General features: G+C 49.7%; 16 protein-coding genes. 12 read left to right on the top strand and 4 right to left on the bottom strand.

Going from position 1 to position 17,448, the window contains the following annotated elements; genetic code table 11:
- Positions 1–7 precede the first annotated feature (7 nt).
- Positions 8–1,126 (top strand): response regulator, encoded by a 1,119-nt coding sequence (locus ACFSUC_RS18365; protein ID WP_379931101.1) that lies wholly within the window; start codon positions 8–10, stop codon positions 1,124–1,126.
- A gap of 88 nt (positions 1,127–1,214) precedes the next feature.
- On the opposite strand, the gene ACFSUC_RS18360 is transcribed toward ACFSUC_RS18365, so the two are convergent.
- Positions 1,215–1,814 carry a spore coat protein gene (locus tag ACFSUC_RS18360; protein WP_379931119.1) on the bottom strand — a complete coding sequence of 200 codons (600 nt, stop codon included), beginning with the start codon at positions 1,812–1,814 and terminating at the stop codon, positions 1,215–1,217.
- Positions 1,815–2,105: 291 nt separating this feature from the next.
- On the opposite strand from ACFSUC_RS18360, the gene ACFSUC_RS18355 reads away from it, so the two are divergent.
- The 5 genes from ACFSUC_RS18355 (at position 2,106) to ACFSUC_RS18335 (ending at position 9,559) form a co-directional block, all read left to right on the top strand.
- Positions 2,106–2,273, top strand: coding sequence for a XapX domain-containing protein (locus ACFSUC_RS18355; RefSeq protein ID WP_379931100.1), 168 nt, complete (start codon positions 2,106–2,108; stop codon positions 2,271–2,273).
- Positions 2,274–2,403: 130 nt separating this feature from the next.
- Positions 2,404–3,048, top strand: a complete 645-nt coding sequence (locus ACFSUC_RS18350; RefSeq protein ID WP_379931099.1) for a hypothetical protein — start codon at positions 2,404–2,406, stop codon at positions 3,046–3,048.
- A 270-nt stretch (positions 3,049–3,318) separates the two neighbouring features.
- Positions 3,319–8,061, top strand: coding sequence for a glycosyl hydrolase (locus ACFSUC_RS18345; protein ID WP_379931098.1), 4,743 nt, complete (start codon positions 3,319–3,321; stop codon positions 8,059–8,061).
- Between the two features lie 105 nt (positions 8,062–8,166).
- On the top strand, positions 8,167–8,517 hold the full coding sequence (locus ACFSUC_RS18340; RefSeq protein WP_379931097.1) for a DUF3243 domain-containing protein: 351 nt from the start codon (positions 8,167–8,169) through the stop codon (positions 8,515–8,517).
- A gap of 235 nt (positions 8,518–8,752) precedes the next feature.
- Positions 8,753–9,559 carry an SDR family NAD(P)-dependent oxidoreductase gene (locus ACFSUC_RS18335; protein ID WP_379931096.1) on the top strand — a complete coding sequence of 269 codons (807 nt, stop codon included), beginning with the start codon at positions 8,753–8,755 and terminating at the stop codon, positions 9,557–9,559.
- A gap of 227 nt (positions 9,560–9,786) precedes the next feature.
- Here ACFSUC_RS18335 and ACFSUC_RS18330 read toward each other — a convergent pair whose 3' ends face one another.
- Entirely contained in the window at positions 9,787–10,068 is a 282-nt protein-coding gene (locus tag ACFSUC_RS18330) for a hypothetical protein (protein WP_379931095.1), read from the bottom strand.
- A 116-nt stretch (positions 10,069–10,184) separates the two neighbouring features.
- Positions 10,185–10,778: an NAD(P)H-dependent oxidoreductase gene (locus tag ACFSUC_RS18325; RefSeq protein ID WP_379931094.1), complete on the bottom strand. Its 594-nt coding sequence runs from the start codon at positions 10,776–10,778 to the stop codon at positions 10,185–10,187.
- 186 nt (positions 10,779–10,964) lie between these two features.
- On the opposite strand from ACFSUC_RS18325, the gene egtB reads away from it, so the two are divergent.
- From egtB to ACFSUC_RS18310, 3 genes are read left to right on the top strand one after another with little or no spacing between them, the layout of a single operon-like run.
- Positions 10,965–12,278, top strand: a complete 1,314-nt coding sequence (egtB, locus tag ACFSUC_RS18320) for an ergothioneine biosynthesis protein EgtB (protein ID WP_379931093.1) — start codon at positions 10,965–10,967, stop codon at positions 12,276–12,278.
- Positions 12,272–13,297, top strand: a complete 1,026-nt coding sequence (egtD, locus tag ACFSUC_RS18315; RefSeq protein WP_379931092.1) for an L-histidine N(alpha)-methyltransferase — start codon at positions 12,272–12,274, stop codon at positions 13,295–13,297. The genes egtB and egtD overlap by 7 nt, the downstream gene beginning before the upstream one ends.
- A 33-nt stretch (positions 13,298–13,330) precedes the next feature.
- Positions 13,331–13,963 (top strand): flavodoxin family protein, encoded by a 633-nt coding sequence (locus ACFSUC_RS18310; protein WP_379931091.1) that lies wholly within the window; start codon positions 13,331–13,333, stop codon positions 13,961–13,963.
- A 120-nt stretch (positions 13,964–14,083) separates the two neighbouring features.
- Here ACFSUC_RS18310 and ACFSUC_RS18305 read toward each other — a convergent pair whose 3' ends face one another.
- The gene (locus tag ACFSUC_RS18305) at positions 14,084–15,577 is read right to left on the bottom strand and encodes a methyl-accepting chemotaxis protein (RefSeq protein WP_379931090.1); all 1,494 of its coding nucleotides are present in this window, start codon (positions 15,575–15,577) and stop codon (positions 14,084–14,086) included.
- Positions 15,578–15,755: 178 nt separating this feature from the next.
- Here ACFSUC_RS18305 and ACFSUC_RS18300 point away from each other — a divergent pair, with 178 nt between their 5' ends.
- The 3 genes from ACFSUC_RS18300 (at position 15,756) to ACFSUC_RS18290 (ending at position 17,432) form a co-directional block, all read left to right on the top strand.
- Complete coding sequence (locus ACFSUC_RS18300; RefSeq protein WP_379931089.1) at positions 15,756–16,277, top strand: type 1 glutamine amidotransferase domain-containing protein; 522 nt, start codon at positions 15,756–15,758, stop codon at positions 16,275–16,277.
- Positions 16,278–16,484: 207 nt separating this feature from the next.
- Positions 16,485–16,835 (top strand): YrhK family protein, encoded by a 351-nt coding sequence (locus tag ACFSUC_RS18295; protein ID WP_379931088.1) that lies wholly within the window; start codon positions 16,485–16,487, stop codon positions 16,833–16,835.
- Between the two features lie 126 nt (positions 16,836–16,961).
- On the top strand, positions 16,962–17,432 hold the full coding sequence (locus tag ACFSUC_RS18290) for a MarR family winged helix-turn-helix transcriptional regulator (protein WP_379931087.1): 471 nt from the start codon (positions 16,962–16,964) through the stop codon (positions 17,430–17,432).
- The last annotated feature ends 16 nt before the right edge of the window (positions 17,433–17,448 follow it).

Genomic DNA, 17,448 nt, shown 5'->3' with positions numbered 1-17,448 from the left:
AACGATCATGCCGATTAGCGTATACATCCTGGATGATGAAGTCCATGCCGTCAATTTGCTGCAGTATCTACTTGCCCAGATTCCAGAAGTACAAGTGATGGGGAGCAGTGAGAGACCGCAGATTGCACTCGATGAAATCAAACAGCTCAAGCCTGACCTTGCTTTTCTGGACATAGAAATGCCGGGCATGATGGGCATTGAACTCGGGAGCTTGCTGCGTCAAGCCTTGCCGACCCTGGAGATCGTATATACAACCGCCCATCAGCAATATGCGGTAGAAGCATTTGAACAGGATGCGATGGATTATATCTTGAAACCGATCGACCAAAACAGACTGGTCAACACGATTCAGCGGATTGAGAAGCGAAGACAAAGGCAGAACCAGAAGTCCGTCCGTTCGATGAATATGCATGTACAAATGCTCGGGGCCTTTGACATTTACAGCGAACAGAATCAGCGCTTGAAGTGGCGAACCGCGAAGGAAAAAGAATTATTCGCTTACCTGCTCGTAAAAGGGAAAAACGGGGTGCATCGGGATGAACTGCTGGAGGTGCTGTGGCCTGAGGAAGATTATCAGCGAGCAAAGGGCTACCTGCATACATGTGTAAGCTACATTCGCAAGGATTTGCGGGCACTGGGCTATTCGAAAATGTTGACCTATGCCTCCGAGAAATATTACCTGGATCAGACCGCCATGACGATCGACTACGCAAAGTGTCTGGAATGGGTAGAGAATTGGCGTAATGGCAAGGGTCAGTCATATAGACAAATGGAAGACAGCGTCATGAAATACGAGGGTGAGCTGCTGGAGGACTGTGATTATGTCTGGATCGAACAGGAGCGTCAGCAGCTGCGCAGGACCCGGATCGAAATTGGCTTGCAACTGGTAAAAAGGGATCTGGGCAACGAAGATCGCGATCAGGCTCTTCGCAAACTGCAAAAGATCATCCAGATGGACCCATATTCCGAAGAGGCCTACAGGCAGCTCATGCTCATCTATCAGCAGCAGGGCAAGCATGATGAAGCCTTGCGCGTATATCAGCAATTGATTGAAGCGCTGAATGAATTGGACATCGAGCCATCTCCGATCACCACCCAGTTTTTTGCGATGATGACCAAGCCCTAGCATGATGCCAAAACAAATACAGCTGCTCTCCACACAGACAGAGAACAGCTGTACAAGGGTTGATTCGCTTCCTGTTTTCGGCAGGGACCTACATCATGACGGGGCGATTGGCCTGTGCCTGTGTGAAACTGCCCAGCATTTGATTCATTTCTTGCTGCGCGAGCTGCGGTACCTGATAATAATGATGCTTGTTCTGATACAGGAAAATTTCGTAACCCATTTCGATAAAGTTAGGTACGCTGTCTGCGAGCATGCGACGAAGGACCGGATTGGTCATTTCAAGCGCAGTCATGGCAAGCAGGGAGGCCGTAGATTTGATCAGGCCCAGCATGTAAGCGGACAATCCCTGATCGCTGACGTCATGGATGGTCTGATTCGGTTTCTTCGGCTGAGACGGCTGTGTGCCATAGTAGACTTGATTGTTCTGCGTCATGTGGTAGGTTTGGGTAGGGTGGGAAGGGTCCTGACCGGTAGAGAAAGTCTGGACGCAGATGTTGTACAGGTCAGTCATAAAGCCATATTGGCGATTCAAAATCTGCTTCAGTTCCTGATCCTGTATAAACTGATCAAAGATCATATACTGATCCAGTACGTTAATGAACGTCGCAAGGACTTCATGGGCATCAAACATCTCGTGACCACCGTGATGCTGCTGAGGGGCAAGGTTGCCAGAACTCTGCATATTCATTGGTGGGGTTGCATACTCGTTAGACGGCTGTGGCCGGGCATAAGGTTGATAAGCCATTGTGATCGGTTCCTCCTACATCAAAATATGGTGATTCCTGGGTAGTATGTCTTCTTTTTCAGAAATGATGCATGCCCGCCTGAAAATGAATGAGGCCTGGGTGGAACACGCATGATAGAGATAAAGGGAACGATTAGCCTAACGAACGGGATCAGCCCAACGGGAGTCAGGCTGCGATGCGGAGCCCGTGGCGAGAAAGGTTGTTGACAGAAATGCACAGGGAGGTGAAAGGGCATGAAAGAAATAGGGTTAAGCCTGCTGGCAGGGATCATTATCGGCATCGTATTCAAAGCGATTAAGCTGCCGCTTCCTGCGCCTCCAGTCTTGGCTGGTGTAGTCGGAATTTTCGGTGTTTATTTCGGAGGACAGATCTGGAACTGGGCAGCCAAGCTATTGTCCTGACGTCCAACTGCTATCACGAATGCAATGAAACCGGCAGAAGGGCTGAACGTATGATAGGATGAATCCAGCATAGCAAGGTTGACAGACCAGACCCGGCTAATCGGTAGATAGACAGGAAAGAGGCAGAGGAATGATGGATGTGCGTGAGTGGGTGAATCAGGTACAATTGCATGCAGGCAAGCAGGGGGATTACATCCGCGTACAGTCTCATCCCTCTTTTCTTCAACCAATCGGGGTTGGCAGAAGTGCGGCGGTGTTCCGGCTGGAAGGTCATCCCCGGCTGGCACTGAAAATCTTTCATCCCCTGTTTTGGAAGGATGGGAGAGAAGAGGCTTCAGCCTATCGCCAACTGGGTTCGCATCTTGCCTATCCCAGGCTGCATGAAGCTAACGACGGTTATTTGTTGCTTGATTATATTGATGGCATGACTTTCTATCAATGTTTAATAGAAGGTGTACCCATCACAGAGGAAATGGTCGCGCAAGTGGATGAAGCCCTTTCCCATGCAGAAACAAAAGGCCTGTTCCCTTCAGACATTCATTTAAAAAATATATTGCTCACACCGGATCAGAACATTATCATCATTGACCTCGCCCGTTTTTCTACACCCAAGGCATGTAGCAAGTGGTCCGATTTGAAAAAAGCCTATGATCGGTATTATGCAACGGGTCGTTTTCCAAAGCGGGTTCCGGAACGAGTGCTCATTTGGATTATGAACCAGTATCGCCATCAGGGGGCGCATTTTAGCGCGCCATATTTTTCTTCCAAATCATAGAGCCCCTTTGGATCTCCCATCGCATCCCCATAGAGATTCCTGATAGAGTCCCCGAGACAGAAAGAGACAGCATCGACTGAAGTCGGTGTTTTTTTGTGGGAAAAATTCTCGATATCCGGATCGATGTCAATCGAAGACTGCATATCCAAATCCAAGACCAGATTTGGCAACCCAAGACTATGGTCACGCTCCAGACCCTCTCGTATACTGAACTTACATCAGGTTAAAGCGCTTACAATTTAGACTGAACAGCATAAAGGGAGGATGAATATGAGACCATTGCGAACAGGTAAAAAAGGTCTTGCTATGTTGCTGGCACTGCTGCTTGTCTTGACAGCGGGCATGCCAGCCTATGCACAAAATACGCAATCAAGCTCGCAGGAAAAGGGACATTGGGCGACAGCCAGCCTGGATAAGTGGCAGTCCTATGGGATTTTGCTAGGGGATGAAAAGGGGAAACTGCATCCTGATGCAGCGGTGACACGCGCGGAGATGGCAGCCCTGATCAACCGCCTGTTCGGTTTCACCGAAACAGCGGAGCTGAAGTTTACAGATGTAAACGAATCAGACTGGTTTGCAGAGGACCTGTCCAAAGCGACAGCTGCCGGTTATATGGCAGGCTATCCGGATCAAACGTCCGGTGCCAGAAAAGCGATGACACGCGAGGAAGCGGTCTCCTTGCTGGCACGTGTATTTAAGCTGAAGGCCGATGCGGATGCGTCTGATGCCGTCCTTAGCCTGTCTGCCTTTTCAGACCATGCAGAGATTCAGCCTTATGCGCGGCCAGCTATGCAGCTATTCGCAGAAAACGACTGGATCAAAGGGTATCCAAATGGCACGATATGGCCACAGGCATCCTTGACACGGGCAGAAGCGCTCGCGCTGATGGATCGACTGGTGACGAAGCTTTATAACCGCGCTGGGACTTATGGCAACGAAACCGTAAAGGGTCATGTCCTGGTCAATCAAGCGGATGTTCAATTGAAGAATATGACGATCGAAGGAAATCTCTACCTCACGGAAGGAATCGGGGAGGGAGATGCTGCACTACAGAACGTTCAGGTGAGAGGCACGATCTTCATTGAAGGCGGCGGTGTGAATACCGTTAAGTTGGAAGATGTGACGGCCGGTACCCTTCAGGTGCAGAGGAAACAGGGAAAAGTTCGAATCGTAGCATCCGGGCAGACCCAGTTGGATGAATTGCTCGTCACCCATGATGCCCTTGTTGAAGTAGAGGAAGGGGTCACGATCGAAAAGCTGATTATCGACGAGTCTGCTGCGGGGATCGAACTGAACATTAAGGGATCGATTGAGCAGCTCGATATTCGAGTGGAAGGAATCAAGATCAACGGCCAAACGGTTGGCAAAGGCACACACACGGTCAAGAAAGGTCAAGTTAGCGAGTCTGCCAAGCCCGCAACTCCTACTCCGGGAACAGGGGGACGACCGACTACAGAACCGACCGTACTTCGCACGTTCACGTTTGATTCAGGTGTAGAGGGTTGGGAGCAGGATGGAACCTGGAAAGCCGAGTTTGGCGACCCTGCGCTTACGCACACCGACGTTGTAGGTGACGGCGCCTTGCAGCTAAATGCCGCTATAACCGATGATACACAGAGCTGGCAGGAAGTGCGGATCAAGCACGTAGAGGTTCCGCAGCTTGCGCAAGCCACCAAAATTGTGTTTGATGCTTACTGGGATCTGAACGGATCGGATTTGGCTGATTATCCGGATAGCAAGCTGAAGCCTTATTTGGTGGTCCAGCAGACCGATGACTGGAACAAGATTGGCGAAGGCGTCAATATCAAGAGTGTTTCCCAATTGGAAACGGTTCAGATGGGCGATCTGACGCTGGGCAAGTTCACGGTTGAGAATATCTTGCTTCCAGATCAGGCAGCAGGCAAATCCAAGCTGTATATCGGACTCGTTTCATCTGGACTTCGCTATACCGGTCCGATTTATATCGATAATGTGAAGCTGCTTCAGGCACCACTTGGTGGAACGGATGAAGAATTGGAAGTGGAACCGGACCCGAACCAGCCTGCTATCGATACCGCTGATTTTGATGAAAGCGATGTCGTACTGGTGGACGAAATGGCTTCCGCCAAAACCAGATCACTCTTCGCATACTTGAAAAATATTACGGGAGACACGATGCTGTTCGGTCATCAGCATGCTACGACACAGGGACTGACGATCTCCCAAGGGGACGGAACCGAATCCGATGTGAAAAATGCGGTAGGCGCATTTCCCGCTGTATATGGATGGGATACCTTGTCCCTGACCGGAAATGAGGAACCTTTCACACCGGAAGCGACGGCAGAAGTAATGAAGCTGGCCTATGAGCGCGACGGTATCCTGACCTTGAGTGCGCATATGCCAAACTTCGTAACCGGTGACTCGATGTATGGCACCTCCCGCGTCGTAGAGCAAATTCTGCCGGGCGGAGCGAAGCATAGTGAATACAATGCCTATTTGGATATGATCGCCGATTTTGCCAACGGACTGAAGGATGATCAGGGAGAATGGATTCCGGTTATTTTCAGACCGTTTCACGAAAATAATGGCGGCTGGTTCTGGTGGGGAGCCCCGTATTCCAGCGTAAGCGAGTACAAAAATATTTTCCGTTACACCGTGGAGTATTTGCGAGATGTGAAAGGCGTACACAATTTCCTCTATGCGTATTCACCAAACGGTCCTTTCCACGGGGAAGAAGATTATCTGCAGCGTTATCCGGGTGATGAATATGTCGATATGATCGGCATGGATCAATATGATGGCACCTTTACGGAAGGCTGGATGGACGGATTAGTGGAAGATGCGGCTATGATTTCGCGAATTGCGGAAGAAAGAGGGAAGATATCCGCGCTGACGGAAGTCGGTCCGAAGGACAACAACAGCGGAGTTCTGATTAACGGCAACAAAAACGTGAACTGGTTCACCGATTTGCTGGAGAAAATAAAGGCGGACGAGGATGCGAGAAATGTAACCTATCTGCTGACATGGCGCAATGGGTCCATGGATCATTTCTGGGTACCGTACCGCAATCATCCGGTGTACGGAAATAATGAAATGCTGGCTGATTTCATCCGCTTTTACAATGATCCGTATACATCCTTCAATGATCGTCTGCAGGATGTCTATACGCTCGATGTGGATACAGCCGAGAAAGATCCGTTCATGTACATGGTGACCCCGACAAATGGGCAAAAGGTAACGGGAGAGATCACGGTACGCGCAGGCGTATTTGATCAGGAGGTTACGCGTGTAGCCTACTCGGTAGATGGGGCCGACGAAGTCAACATGGAATTGGCAGCGAGCGGTTATTATGAGGCGGTATGGATGCCAACAGCCGAGCAGAACGGGGGAGAAGCGGAAGTGACCGTGACCGCCTATCTGCAGGATAGCAGCAGCGTCACGGATACGGCCACAGTTATCATCTACGCGGAAACGTTGATCGATCGCTTTGACTTTACCGGGACAGACGAAGGCGCGAGCTACGAAGGGTCCTGGGTTGCGGCAGGCAGTGGCAGCGGCACGGTTTCCCATACTGCAGCAGCAGGAAATGGTGGCGCCATCCAGCTCGATGTCGAAATGACGGATGACGGCAATGACAGCAACTGGACGTATCAGGAGCTGAAGGTCAAGCTTCCTTCTGTCCACCAAACTGTATATATGCCGCACGTCAATCGCATTCAATATGACATTTTGATGCCACAAGGGACGCCGGACAGTCTATTCAAGCCTTATGCAATTGCCTATCTGGAGCCGGATGGATTTGTGAAGCTCGGCGAAGGCATGACTGAGATTCAACTGGATGATTTCACTCCAGTCGATGGGATGCTCAGCTATACCGTGACCATAGATTTTACCGCACAGCCGAATGTGAAGGATCTGGTACTTGCGCTGGTCTCCAACGACTGGAATTATAGCGGACCGGTGTATATAGACAATGTGGTCTTTTACCGGGTTGAGCAAGAACCGCAGCAAGATCCTTCCTTGATCGATGATTTTGAAAGCTATAACGGAGACAATGGCGTATTGGGTGAGAGCTACACGAGTAATGGGGATGCCGTCACCCTGACGCTAAGCGAAGAACAGGCCTATGAAGGGTCTTATGGGCTGGCATACGCCTACAATATTGATGCAGCTGGATATGGCGGGCGCAGCAAAACGTTCTCTGGCATCGACTGGACACCATTCAATCAATTGCAGTTCTGGCTGGTGCCGGATGGGCAGGATCAGAAGCTTGTCATTCAGGTGAATGCGGGTGGCGTTCATTTTGAAGCGTATCCGTCACTGGCCGAAACGACAGGCCGACTGGTCGAAATTCCGTTCAGTGAATTCAGACCGGCTGGATGGGAATCCAATCAGACTGCACGGTTGGAAGGCGATTACCTGAAGGACATTCAGAAATTCTCGATTTATGTGAATGCCCAAGCCGGGGTGGACACCATATCAGGCGTTCTCTATTTTGATGACATCATCGTTAGTGCGGATGGAACAGGCACTGGTGGAGATGGCGGCTCCGGAGCCGGTGGTGACAGCGGATCAGATGATACAGGCCCGATTCTGGCGGATTTCGAGGGATCGACCGAGAACTGGAGCGGAAATAACGTGAATGGGGATCTGGCCGTTTCAGCGGACTGGAGTGCGCATGGCTCTTCCTCGCTAAAAGCTCCTGTCCTGCTGGGTAATAAACAAGTGGAGGTCAAATTGACCAAAAGCTATGATTTTACCGGAAAAACAACCTTGCAGGCTACGGTGAAACAGGGGGAAGCTGGCCAATACGGGTCTGGCGTGACAGCCAAACTGTTTGTGAAGACGGGGAGTGGCTGGACGTGGCATGATTCAGGCAGTGTGGCGGTGACCTCTGCGGGAACAGTATTATCGCTTGACTTGAGTACGGTGGCGAATGTCGGGGATATCAAGGAAATCGGGATCGAATTCTCATGTCCGGCCGACAGCAGTGGAGAAGCCAATCTGTATATTGATCACCTGCTCATTCAATGAAGTAAGGCAACGAGCTTTCCTGTTTCCTGTTTCGTACTTGGCATCATGTGGGTATGTCCTAACTAGAGTGATAAGCTCATACTTTGATTAGGAAGGTGGATACACATGAACAATCAAGTACGCACAGAAGAAAAAGATGAGAAACTGAACACGATTCTTGATCAGGTTTTTGATAAGGTAGAAGATGTAGACGGACAGGAGAAAGAAGAGATTCTCGCCAACTTCACCTCTTTCAGAAGGTATTTGGCAGATAAAATAAACCTGGCGCAGCGTCTGGGTCTGAGCGAGGAACAACTGGCTGTAGTGGCCCAGAAGATGGGAGATTACTTGTCCAAGCACGAGGCTCCGCGCAACCGCGAGGAAAAGCTGTTGAGCGAATTGTGGCAGGTGGGCACGAAGGAAGAGCAGCACATGCTGGCTCATATGCTCGTCAAAATTGCCAAGACAACCGATTAGTTACCGAAGCAAGCCTGATGAACTTTACACGTTCGTCAGGCTTGTTTTTTCTGGATATTTCACTCAGGTCTACAGGACTTGTATACTAGTATTCAATTGCAGTAGAATGAAAGAGATCGAAAACGTACAGGCTAATTCAGACAGTGAAGGTTAATGAGGTTGTATGATGGAAGTGCTATGAAAGCGAATGAGGGCTGTACGTTACCATACTAAATAAAGAAAGGAACATAGATATATGAACTTGGGTTTAGCAGGCAAACTTGCCGTCGTAACAGGATCGACCTCAGGCATCGGCAAGGCAATTGCCCAATCGTTGTTGCAGGAAGGCGCAAAAGTGATCATCAATGGTCGTACACAGGAGCGGGTCGATCAGACCGTTGCATCTTTGTCTGACCATGTCGCGGAGGGCGGCGAGGTCATTGGACTGGCGGGGGATGTGGGCGATGCTGACAGTACCCAATCCTTGTTGGCTCAGATTGATCAGCACGGGGAGGTAGACATCCTGATCAATAATATGGGCATCTTTGAAGTGAAAGCATTCGAAGACATACCGGACGAGGAATGGATGCATTACATGAACGCCAATGTCATCAGTGCTGTCAGAATGTCCCGTCACTACCTGCCTAACATGCTGGAGCGCAATCAGGGACGAATCGTCATGATTGCGAGCGAAGCTGGCGTGAAGCCGCTCCCGCAAATGATTCCATATTCGGTGACCAAGACGGCCCTGATTACCCTGGCCAGAGGACTGGCTGAGCGTACCAAGGGAACGAAGGTCACGGTGAACAGCGTATTGCCGGGGCCAACGTGGACAGAAGGGGTGGAAGGCTACATGAAGGGTGCCGCTGCAGCCGAGAACCAGTCGCTTGAGCCATTTACCGAATCTTATTTCCGCAACAATGAGCCGACGTCGCTCATTCAACGCTTCGCCACTGTGGAAGAGGTGGCAGACACGGTATCCTTCCTCGTATCCGATCGTGCCTCTGCCATTAATGGCCATGCCCAGCGTGTCGAGGGTGGTATCATCCGTTCCATTCTGTAAAGGAGTCGAACCTTTCTTAAATAACAGAAATAGATGAACATGATGAATGCAAAGAACAGAAGACAGGAATAAACAGCAGGAATAAACAACAGGAATAAACGCACAGCAAATAAAAACCGCTTTGGAGGCTTATCCCATCCAAAGCGGTTTCATGTATGCAGCAATGTCATTTCATTTGATTGTCCATCCTGATCTTATATCACGATGTGCTCGTTTCATGCTCTCGCTTACGGATTTACTTCTCCGCCAGCTTCACCGTCAGTTTCCATGTCGTTTTCCGGCATGTCTACATCCACATCTGTGTCTGGCAATTCCGGCATGTCTACATCCGGCTCAGGAACATCCACGTCTACGTTAGTGTCCCCTTCTTCAGGTACAGTCGTCGGTTCATTGTTCTCGATAATGATGTTCTCATTGTTTGCCGCCTCGTTATTTCCGCATCCGGCCAAAGCAGCCATCGATACACTCAGAACCAAAGTCAGTAAAATACTCATCCACTTCTTCGTCATTTTCATTCTCCTCTCAGTGTCTATCTCTCTGTTTTTGTTTGCTGCACCTACTTCTTACCCAGTGACTCAGAGTTGAAACCACGATGTCGATATTTTTTTTAAAAAAAATAGGCAGCTTAGTGAACGGTGCTTTGTTGCGCTTGAATGATTCCCTTCACTTTATCCAGCATTTGCTTGCGGTCGTCATCAGTGATCGTCGGGACTTCATAAAAGATTTCATGAGCGAGCGTCTCGATGCCGCAGAAACCAAGTATACCGGTATCGATGGAAATGCGAAGCGGCTCAATCAAGCCATATTGCTGTAACACTTGCTCAGGCTGCCCGCATGTTTGAAAGACCAGCGCTTTCTTGCCGGTAAGTAGCCCTTCTGCTCCGCTCTCCGTATAGCGAAATGCAAAACCGTTCGTGAATACCCGGTCAACATATCCTTTCAATATGGCGGGCATGCTGATCCACCATGTGGGATACAGGAGAATGAGCTGCTCCGCCCAAGCGATGTGTTCCTGCTCTTCTTTCACATCGGCCGGCAACGATTTCTGTGCATATTCGTTAAAGTCATCGACACTGAGAATAGGGTTGAATCTCATCTCATACAAGTCGCGAATCCGAACCTCACTCCCCTGTTCCTGCAACGAATGCTGGAGTGTGTGCTTAATCGCGGCATTGAAGCTTTGCGGATTGGGATGGGCATACAAGATTAATGTATTCATGAAAATAACCTCCAGTTTCATAGATATATTCCCTTCATTCACCTGAATAGCTTTTCCAAATCGCCTGGAATCATCCCATAAAGATGGTTCGTCATTGGCATATTGTGGTTAAGTCAGAAATATTGTAATCAGGAATTTTGTTGTGCGTATCGTACGCAAGCATTGATTTATGGAGGAGGCTGAGTGGTGCATATTCAAACCGGAACCCCGATTCATCACCAGATGGATCTGCGTAAAGAACAGTTTCTCGCCGTCAGAGCGACCACGGACAGACTGGTCAAGCCGCTATACACAGAGGATTACGTCATTCAGGCATCAGAGGATGTCAGTCCGGTTAAGTGGCATCTTGGACATACGACCTGGTTTTTCGAGGCTTTCATGCTTGTTCCGCATCAGGAGGGTTATGAATGGTATGAACCCAAGCTGGATGGCTTATTCAACTCGTATTACATCACACACGGGCATCCATTTGAGAAGAAGCATCGCGGATGGCTGTCCAGACCGACGGTCGAACAGGTCAAAGCTTATCGGGAGCATGTAGAAGCACACGTCCTGCAATTGATCAATGAAGCGGATGAAGAGAAGTTGCAAGAGCTCGAGCCCATTTTGGAAGTAGGCATCCATCATGAACAGCAGCACCAGGAGTTGCTGTTGATGGACATCAAATACAACTTTTCCGTCAATCCATTGCGTCCCGTCTATCATCCCTTGGATGCTGCGACCGATCGTGTCGTGGATGAGATTCATACCGTGCAGCCCGGTCAGGAATGGCTATTCTTCGAAGGCGGCAAGACGATGATGGGATGGGAGGAACAAGGCTTCGCCTATGACAATGAAAAGCCCAGACATACGGTTTGGCTGGAGGATTACTCCCTTGCGGCCAGGCCGGTAACGAATGGAGAATACATCGCATTTATGGAAGATGGCGGCTATCAGAAAGGGGAATACTGGCTGGCCGCAGGGTGGGATACGGTTCAGAAAATGGCGTGGACCCATCCCTTGTACTGGGAACAGAAGCAGGACGGAACGTGGCATTCGTTCACGTTGAGCGGGATGAAGCCGGTTCACCCGGATCAGCCGGTGTGCCATATCAGTTATTATGAGGCCGATGCCTTCGCGAGATGGGCAGGCAAAAGGCTGCCGACGGAAGCAGAATGGGAGCATGCGTTTCGCCATCATAGTCAATCGGGACATTTTGCCGAACTGGAGACCTACCACCCGACAAGCGTATATCAAAAGGAAAAGGACGGCAGCTATAAAGCATTCGGAGATGTCTGGGAGTGGACGCAGAGTCCGTATACCCCCTATCCGGGCAATAAGCCCTTTGACGGGGTGCTGGGTGAGTACAATGCCAAGTTTATGTGCAATGCCTATGTATTAAGAGGAGGAAGCTGTGTGACACCACAAACACATATACGTGAAACCTATCGGAATTTTTTCGCGCCAGACAAGAGATGGGCCTTCAGCGGCTTTCGATTGGCAGGTGACGGCAAATGCTAGAAGCTACGTTACGAACCGCTAGTCTGCCCACAGCTGACCTGCAAACGGCGGCCCTGCAAATGCCACAACGGACCTCAGCTCGCAGGTTGCCCCTTCAGACCCGGAGTTTTTATCAGGATGTGGTGTCCGGGCTTAGCCAAGAGCAAAAAAAACTGCATCCTAAATATTTCTATGATGAAGAGGGCTCCAAGCTGTTTGAAGAGATTACGACTGTTTCGGAGTATTACGTGACCCGCACGGAAATGGCCATTCTCCAGTCCTGTATCGCCGATTTGTGCGCTCAGATTGGAGCCGGAGCTTCTCTCATTGAATTTGGCAGTGGAAGCAGCAGAAAAATCAAGCTGTTATTGAATGAGCTGGAGGCCCTGTCTTGCTACATGCCGATCGACATTGCACAGGAGATGCTAAGTGAAGCGTGCGCCTCCCTGTCGGAGGCCTATCCCGAGTTGCCGATTATTCCGGTTTGCGCGGACTTTACACGTTCCCTTCAGTTGCCTGCGATTCCTGGCAATCAGAAGAAGGTCATCTTCTATCCTGGTTCCACCATCGGCAATTTTGAGCCGATGGAGGCGATGCTGCTGATGAAGCAGACCCGCCAGCTGCTGGAGCCAGGCGATGGCTTCATTATCGGAGTAGATCTGAAGAAAGACGTACAGGTGCTGCATGAAGCTTATAATGACCGACAGGGCGTGACAGCCCGGTTCAATCTGAATGTTTTGCGCAGAATGAATCGGGAGTTGCATGCAGACTTTCAGCTAGAGGAATTTGAGCATTTTGCATACTACAACGCTAGGGAAGGCCGGATTGAAATGCACATTCGCAGCGCTATCGATCAACAGGTTCGAATTGGAGATCATGTGTTTGATTTTCATGCAGGCGAGACGATTCATACCGAGAGTTCCTACAAATATGACATTGATCAATTTCAACAGCTTGCTTCCCAGTGCGGGTATGCATCGAAGCAAGTGTGGACCGATCCACGCCAGTGGTTCAGTGTCCATTACTTTGAGGCGATCTGATCCGTTTTAGAAAAGAAAGGCAGGGGAGAGACGATGAAGAAACTGAAAGCCGTATTGCTGAACTGTTCACTGAAAAAAGGAAACGAGACTTCCAACACGGACGCCCTGCTCCAGGAATCGGTTAAGATCATGCAGGAAAAAGAAGTGGCGATCACCCAAATTCGCGTCGCGGATTACCACATTGCCTACGGCATTTCCGAGGATATGGGGGATGGGGATGAGTGGCCCCGTATATTCGATCATGTAAAAGAAGCCGATATTGTCCTGATCGGGACCCCGTTATGGATCGGGGAGAAGAGCAGTCTGGCTGCGCTCGTGATGGAGAGGTTGTACGGGGGCAGTGGACTGACGAATGAAAAGGGTCAGTATCTGTATTACAACAAAGTCGGTGGCGTGGTCATTACGGGCAATGAGGACGGAGCCAAGCAGGCTGCCAGCTCGATTCTGTATGGCATGTCGCACATCGGCTTTACGGTACCGCCCAATGTAGATACGTATTGGGTGGGTGAAGCTGGACCGGGGCCTTCCTACATCGAGGCAGAAGGGCATAAGAACGAATTTACGATGCAGCATGCCAAAATTATGACATACAACCTTATTCATTTTGCGCGCATGCTCAATGAGCATCCGATTCCGACAGAAGGAAATGTCATATCTCAGTCTTAACTTGTCAGGAAGCCAAAAACAAGCCCCCTCACACCGAGGGGGCTTGTTTTTTGGGTCCGGATATCAGATGGATGAGACGCTCGGTTCCGAGGTTACTCCATTTGTTTCGATTATGAGCCATCAGGAGACAGCAGGGTCAGTGGTGTTGGCGGTAGCCTGCTCCTTCGTCAGTTTCTTCAAATCGGCAATCAGCTGCTCCAATTGTGTGAAATGAGAGGCGATGCTCGCAATGCGGGCCGACTGTGTTTCGACACTGGCCGCGATTTCCTGGAAGGACGCACTTGATTGCTCCGTAATGCTCGACATATTCTCCGCTTCGGATACGATGACGCTGGAGCCTTCCTTGAGCTGTTTCATTCTCGTTTCGATCGCGAGGGTTCGACTGGATACGTCCTCCGATTGCGCCTGGATGGTACGGAAGATGTCGCCGGCTTCTCTGACCGTACGCTCACCTTCCGTGACTTTGTCCCGTCCTTGCTGGGTCTGCACCACGGCTTCATCGGCCTGGTTGACGATCGTCATTAAAATGCCGGTAATATCTCGCGTAGCCGTCTCGCTCATGGCAGCCAGCTTGCGAATTTCATTGGACACGACCGCAAATCCTTTGCCATGCTCGCCGGCTCTGGCTGCTTCAATGGCAGCATTGAGCGAGAGCAGGTTCGTCTGCTTGGAGATGTTTTCAATTGTTTTCAAAATACCGCTAATTTTTTGCGATTGTTCACTGAGCGACGCCATCGTTTCCACCGTTGTGTTCATTTGCCGGGTAATCTGGGTCATTTCCTGCTCCAGCTCGGACATTTTGACCGATCCTTGCCGGGTGACGGTATGCGTGCTTCGGGACAGGGTCTCCAGTTCAGCGGTCCGTGCGACCACATCATCGACAGAGGCATCGGCATCCAGGATGGAGTCATTGATCGAAATGATGCTGGAAGTCTGGGTTTCAATGCCCGCACACACTTCATTGACGCCTACCGTAATATCCTTGGCAATCTGGTTGGACGCCTCTACATTTTCCTTGAGCTGCTCACCGAATTGACCGAGATGATCGATGGATAGCTGAATACGTTCCAGCAGTTGCTCGTTTTCCACGCTTTTCTTTTCGATATCCTTGAACATGCGATTGCCGATGACACAGACGCAGGTCGCGGCCAACTGGACCATGATTAGCGCCGCGTAAACGACGAGATAATCAATGCCTTCCGAAAAAGAAATATAGTCATTGAAAAAGAGGTGAATCGTAACGACTAGCAGGGAGTAGGCGAATCCATAAACCATGACTTTCGTATCCAGATAAATCAGGGTAAGCAGTACGTAAAGAAAGATAATCGCCCAGGCAAGGGAAGAAGGAACAAACCAGATAATCGTAAAGCAGGCCAGGTACGCTGCTGCTGAGAGGATATATTTCGATTTTGGAGACGCCATAAATTGTTGGTACAGGACATACAGTAAGCCGGAGAGGGCTATGGCACAGATGGCGAAAATCCCAACCCTCGCCCAGGTTAGCATGCCGGTGAGTGCAGAAACAGCAAAAATCGGAACGCTGGACAGGATGAGACCGATGAGAGTAAAAGTAAGCAGTTTCGAGCTGAATTTGTCATATGCTGTGGTCGTCAAATTGTTCACCCTTTTTGTGATGTAAATTAGAATCATTCTTATTTTATATATTATACAGCGGGAAACAACATGGAAACAACTACCGATTTTTATCGAGGGAATCTTCGATTCAGGGAAGAGATGGCAGGGTAATGGAAGGGGTGACAGACAATCAGGATGAATAGGAGTGAGATTTCAAATGGCAAAAGTAGCTTTTCTGTTAGGCCCTCAATTCGAAGACAGTGAAATGAAAAATCCGTATGATGCCGTGAAGGAAGCAGGACATGAGGCCGTCATTATTGGTTTAACCAAGGGTGACACAGTAGAAGGCAAGCAAGGAGAAGCGTCCTATCAGACGGATTTGTCTATCGAAGAGGCCAATGCCGATGAATATGACGCCGTGGTCATCCCGGGTGGTTCTTCCCCTGAAAACTTGCGGCTGAATCGCTTTATTCAGACATTTGTACAAAAGATGAACCAGCAGCAGAAGCCGATCTCCGCGATCTGCCATGGACCGCAAATTTTGATCAGTGCGAATCTGTTGCATGACCGTACTCTGACCTGCTATCCGCAGTTAAAAGACGATATGATCAATGCCGGGGCCAACTTCAAGGACGAGGAAGTGGTCGTGGACGGCAATCTGATTACTTCCAGAACACCGAAAGACGAGCCGGCCTTCATTCGAGAGACGCTGAAGGCGCTCGATAAGGTCACCGTTTAACGGACATCGTTTAATAACGGAGAAGGTAAATGTGGAATTCATGTGACAAATGATAGATAAGGGATTACCTTTGATGAAGTAGGTAACAGGTAACGACAGCAGTGCTTACGGAAGAGAACCATCGGTATCCGGTTTATCGATGGTTCTCTTCGTCATTGATCTTGCCCGGCCAATCAGGACATCGGGCGCAAAAGGAGGAATGTAACTGTGTCCGCTCATCCTCACCCTTCGCGGCAGGATCCACAGACGGAAATCGAGCCTTATGACTTGGTATTAACATTTCGCAATCATCGTTTGGTCATTAAGAACCGATATGAGATGGCCTCGATCAGCAATGACATGCTGATTGCCATTGCTTTTCTGGCTGGCAGCATTTTCTCTTTCTTTTCATCGTACCAGTTGATCGGGACCTGGCTGTATATTTTCGGCAGTGTACAGTTGGTCGTCCGTCCGTGTATCCGTATCGCCCGCCGAATGCATTTGCAGCGGATACAGGATGAGAAAACCGTACAGTGGGAGCAGCGATCAGAATCCAGCGAAGCGCAAGATGTGAGTTAAACCTGCGTGAAACAAAGATGGGTGAATAGGAAGAAGTTGACGTAAACTAACCAATGTGCTAGATTGAATGCAACAAATTAAATTGTGTACAATTTAATTTGATCAAATATATAAGGAGGGGAGCGCATGAACCATTCAGAGTCAGAGTTGGCACCAGACATGAAGCTGGAACATCAGCTTTGTTTCGCCATCTATGCCTGTTCCCGGGAAATGACCCGGCTGTATCGTCCTCTGCTGGAAGGGCTGGGGATTACCTATACGCAGTATGTGACATTGCTCGTGCTATGGGAGCAGGATGGACTGACGGTAAAGGAACTGGGGCACAGGCTGCTGCTGGATTCAGGCACGCTGACTCCTCTATTGAAGAAACTGGAGAAGCTGGGCGTCATTCGCCGCATGCGTGACACAGGAGATGAACGGAATGTCCGTATTTATGTGACCGAGCAAGGCAAGGAGATGCAGCTCCAGGCACAGGATATCCCCTATCAGCTCTCCTGTCGGGTTGGCATGGAGCCGAATGAGGCACGGGAACTGCTAATGCAGATGAAGCAGGTGCTTGCTTTGCTTCACCAGGCCGGCGATCAGGTAGAAAAATAGTCATCTCGGGAGGAAG

The organism is Marinicrinis sediminis, from assembly GCF_042685085.1.
In the GTDB taxonomy this organism is placed as follows: Bacteria; Bacillota; Bacilli; order Paenibacillales; family KCTC-33676; genus Marinicrinis; species Marinicrinis sediminis.
This window is presented reverse-complemented; position numbering and strand designations above follow the sequence as displayed.

Coding starts and splice junctions, on each gene's coding strand:
- ACFSUC_RS18365 (WP_379931101.1), top strand. CDS start 8: ATGCCGATTAGCGTATACATCCTGGATGATGAAGTCCATGCCGTCAAT.
- ACFSUC_RS18360 (WP_379931119.1), bottom strand. CDS start 1,814: ATGAATATGCAGAGTTCTGGCAACCTTGCCCCTCAGCAGCATCACGGT.
- ACFSUC_RS18355 (WP_379931100.1), top strand. CDS start 2,106: ATGAAAGAAATAGGGTTAAGCCTGCTGGCAGGGATCATTATCGGCATC.
- ACFSUC_RS18350 (WP_379931099.1), top strand. CDS start 2,404: ATGATGGATGTGCGTGAGTGGGTGAATCAGGTACAATTGCATGCAGGC.
- ACFSUC_RS18345 (WP_379931098.1), top strand. CDS start 3,319: ATGAGACCATTGCGAACAGGTAAAAAAGGTCTTGCTATGTTGCTGGCA.
- ACFSUC_RS18340 (WP_379931097.1), top strand. CDS start 8,167: ATGAACAATCAAGTACGCACAGAAGAAAAAGATGAGAAACTGAACACG.
- ACFSUC_RS18335 (WP_379931096.1), top strand. CDS start 8,753: ATGAACTTGGGTTTAGCAGGCAAACTTGCCGTCGTAACAGGATCGACC.
- ACFSUC_RS18330 (WP_379931095.1), bottom strand. CDS start 10,068: ATGACGAAGAAGTGGATGAGTATTTTACTGACTTTGGTTCTGAGTGTA.
- ACFSUC_RS18325 (WP_379931094.1), bottom strand. CDS start 10,778: ATGAATACATTAATCTTGTATGCCCATCCCAATCCGCAAAGCTTCAAT.
- egtD (WP_379931092.1), top strand. CDS start 12,272: ATGCTAGAAGCTACGTTACGAACCGCTAGTCTGCCCACAGCTGACCTG.
- ACFSUC_RS18310 (WP_379931091.1), top strand. CDS start 13,331: ATGAAGAAACTGAAAGCCGTATTGCTGAACTGTTCACTGAAAAAAGGA.
- ACFSUC_RS18300 (WP_379931089.1), top strand. CDS start 15,756: ATGGCAAAAGTAGCTTTTCTGTTAGGCCCTCAATTCGAAGACAGTGAA.
- ACFSUC_RS18290 (WP_379931087.1), top strand. CDS start 16,962: ATGAACCATTCAGAGTCAGAGTTGGCACCAGACATGAAGCTGGAACAT.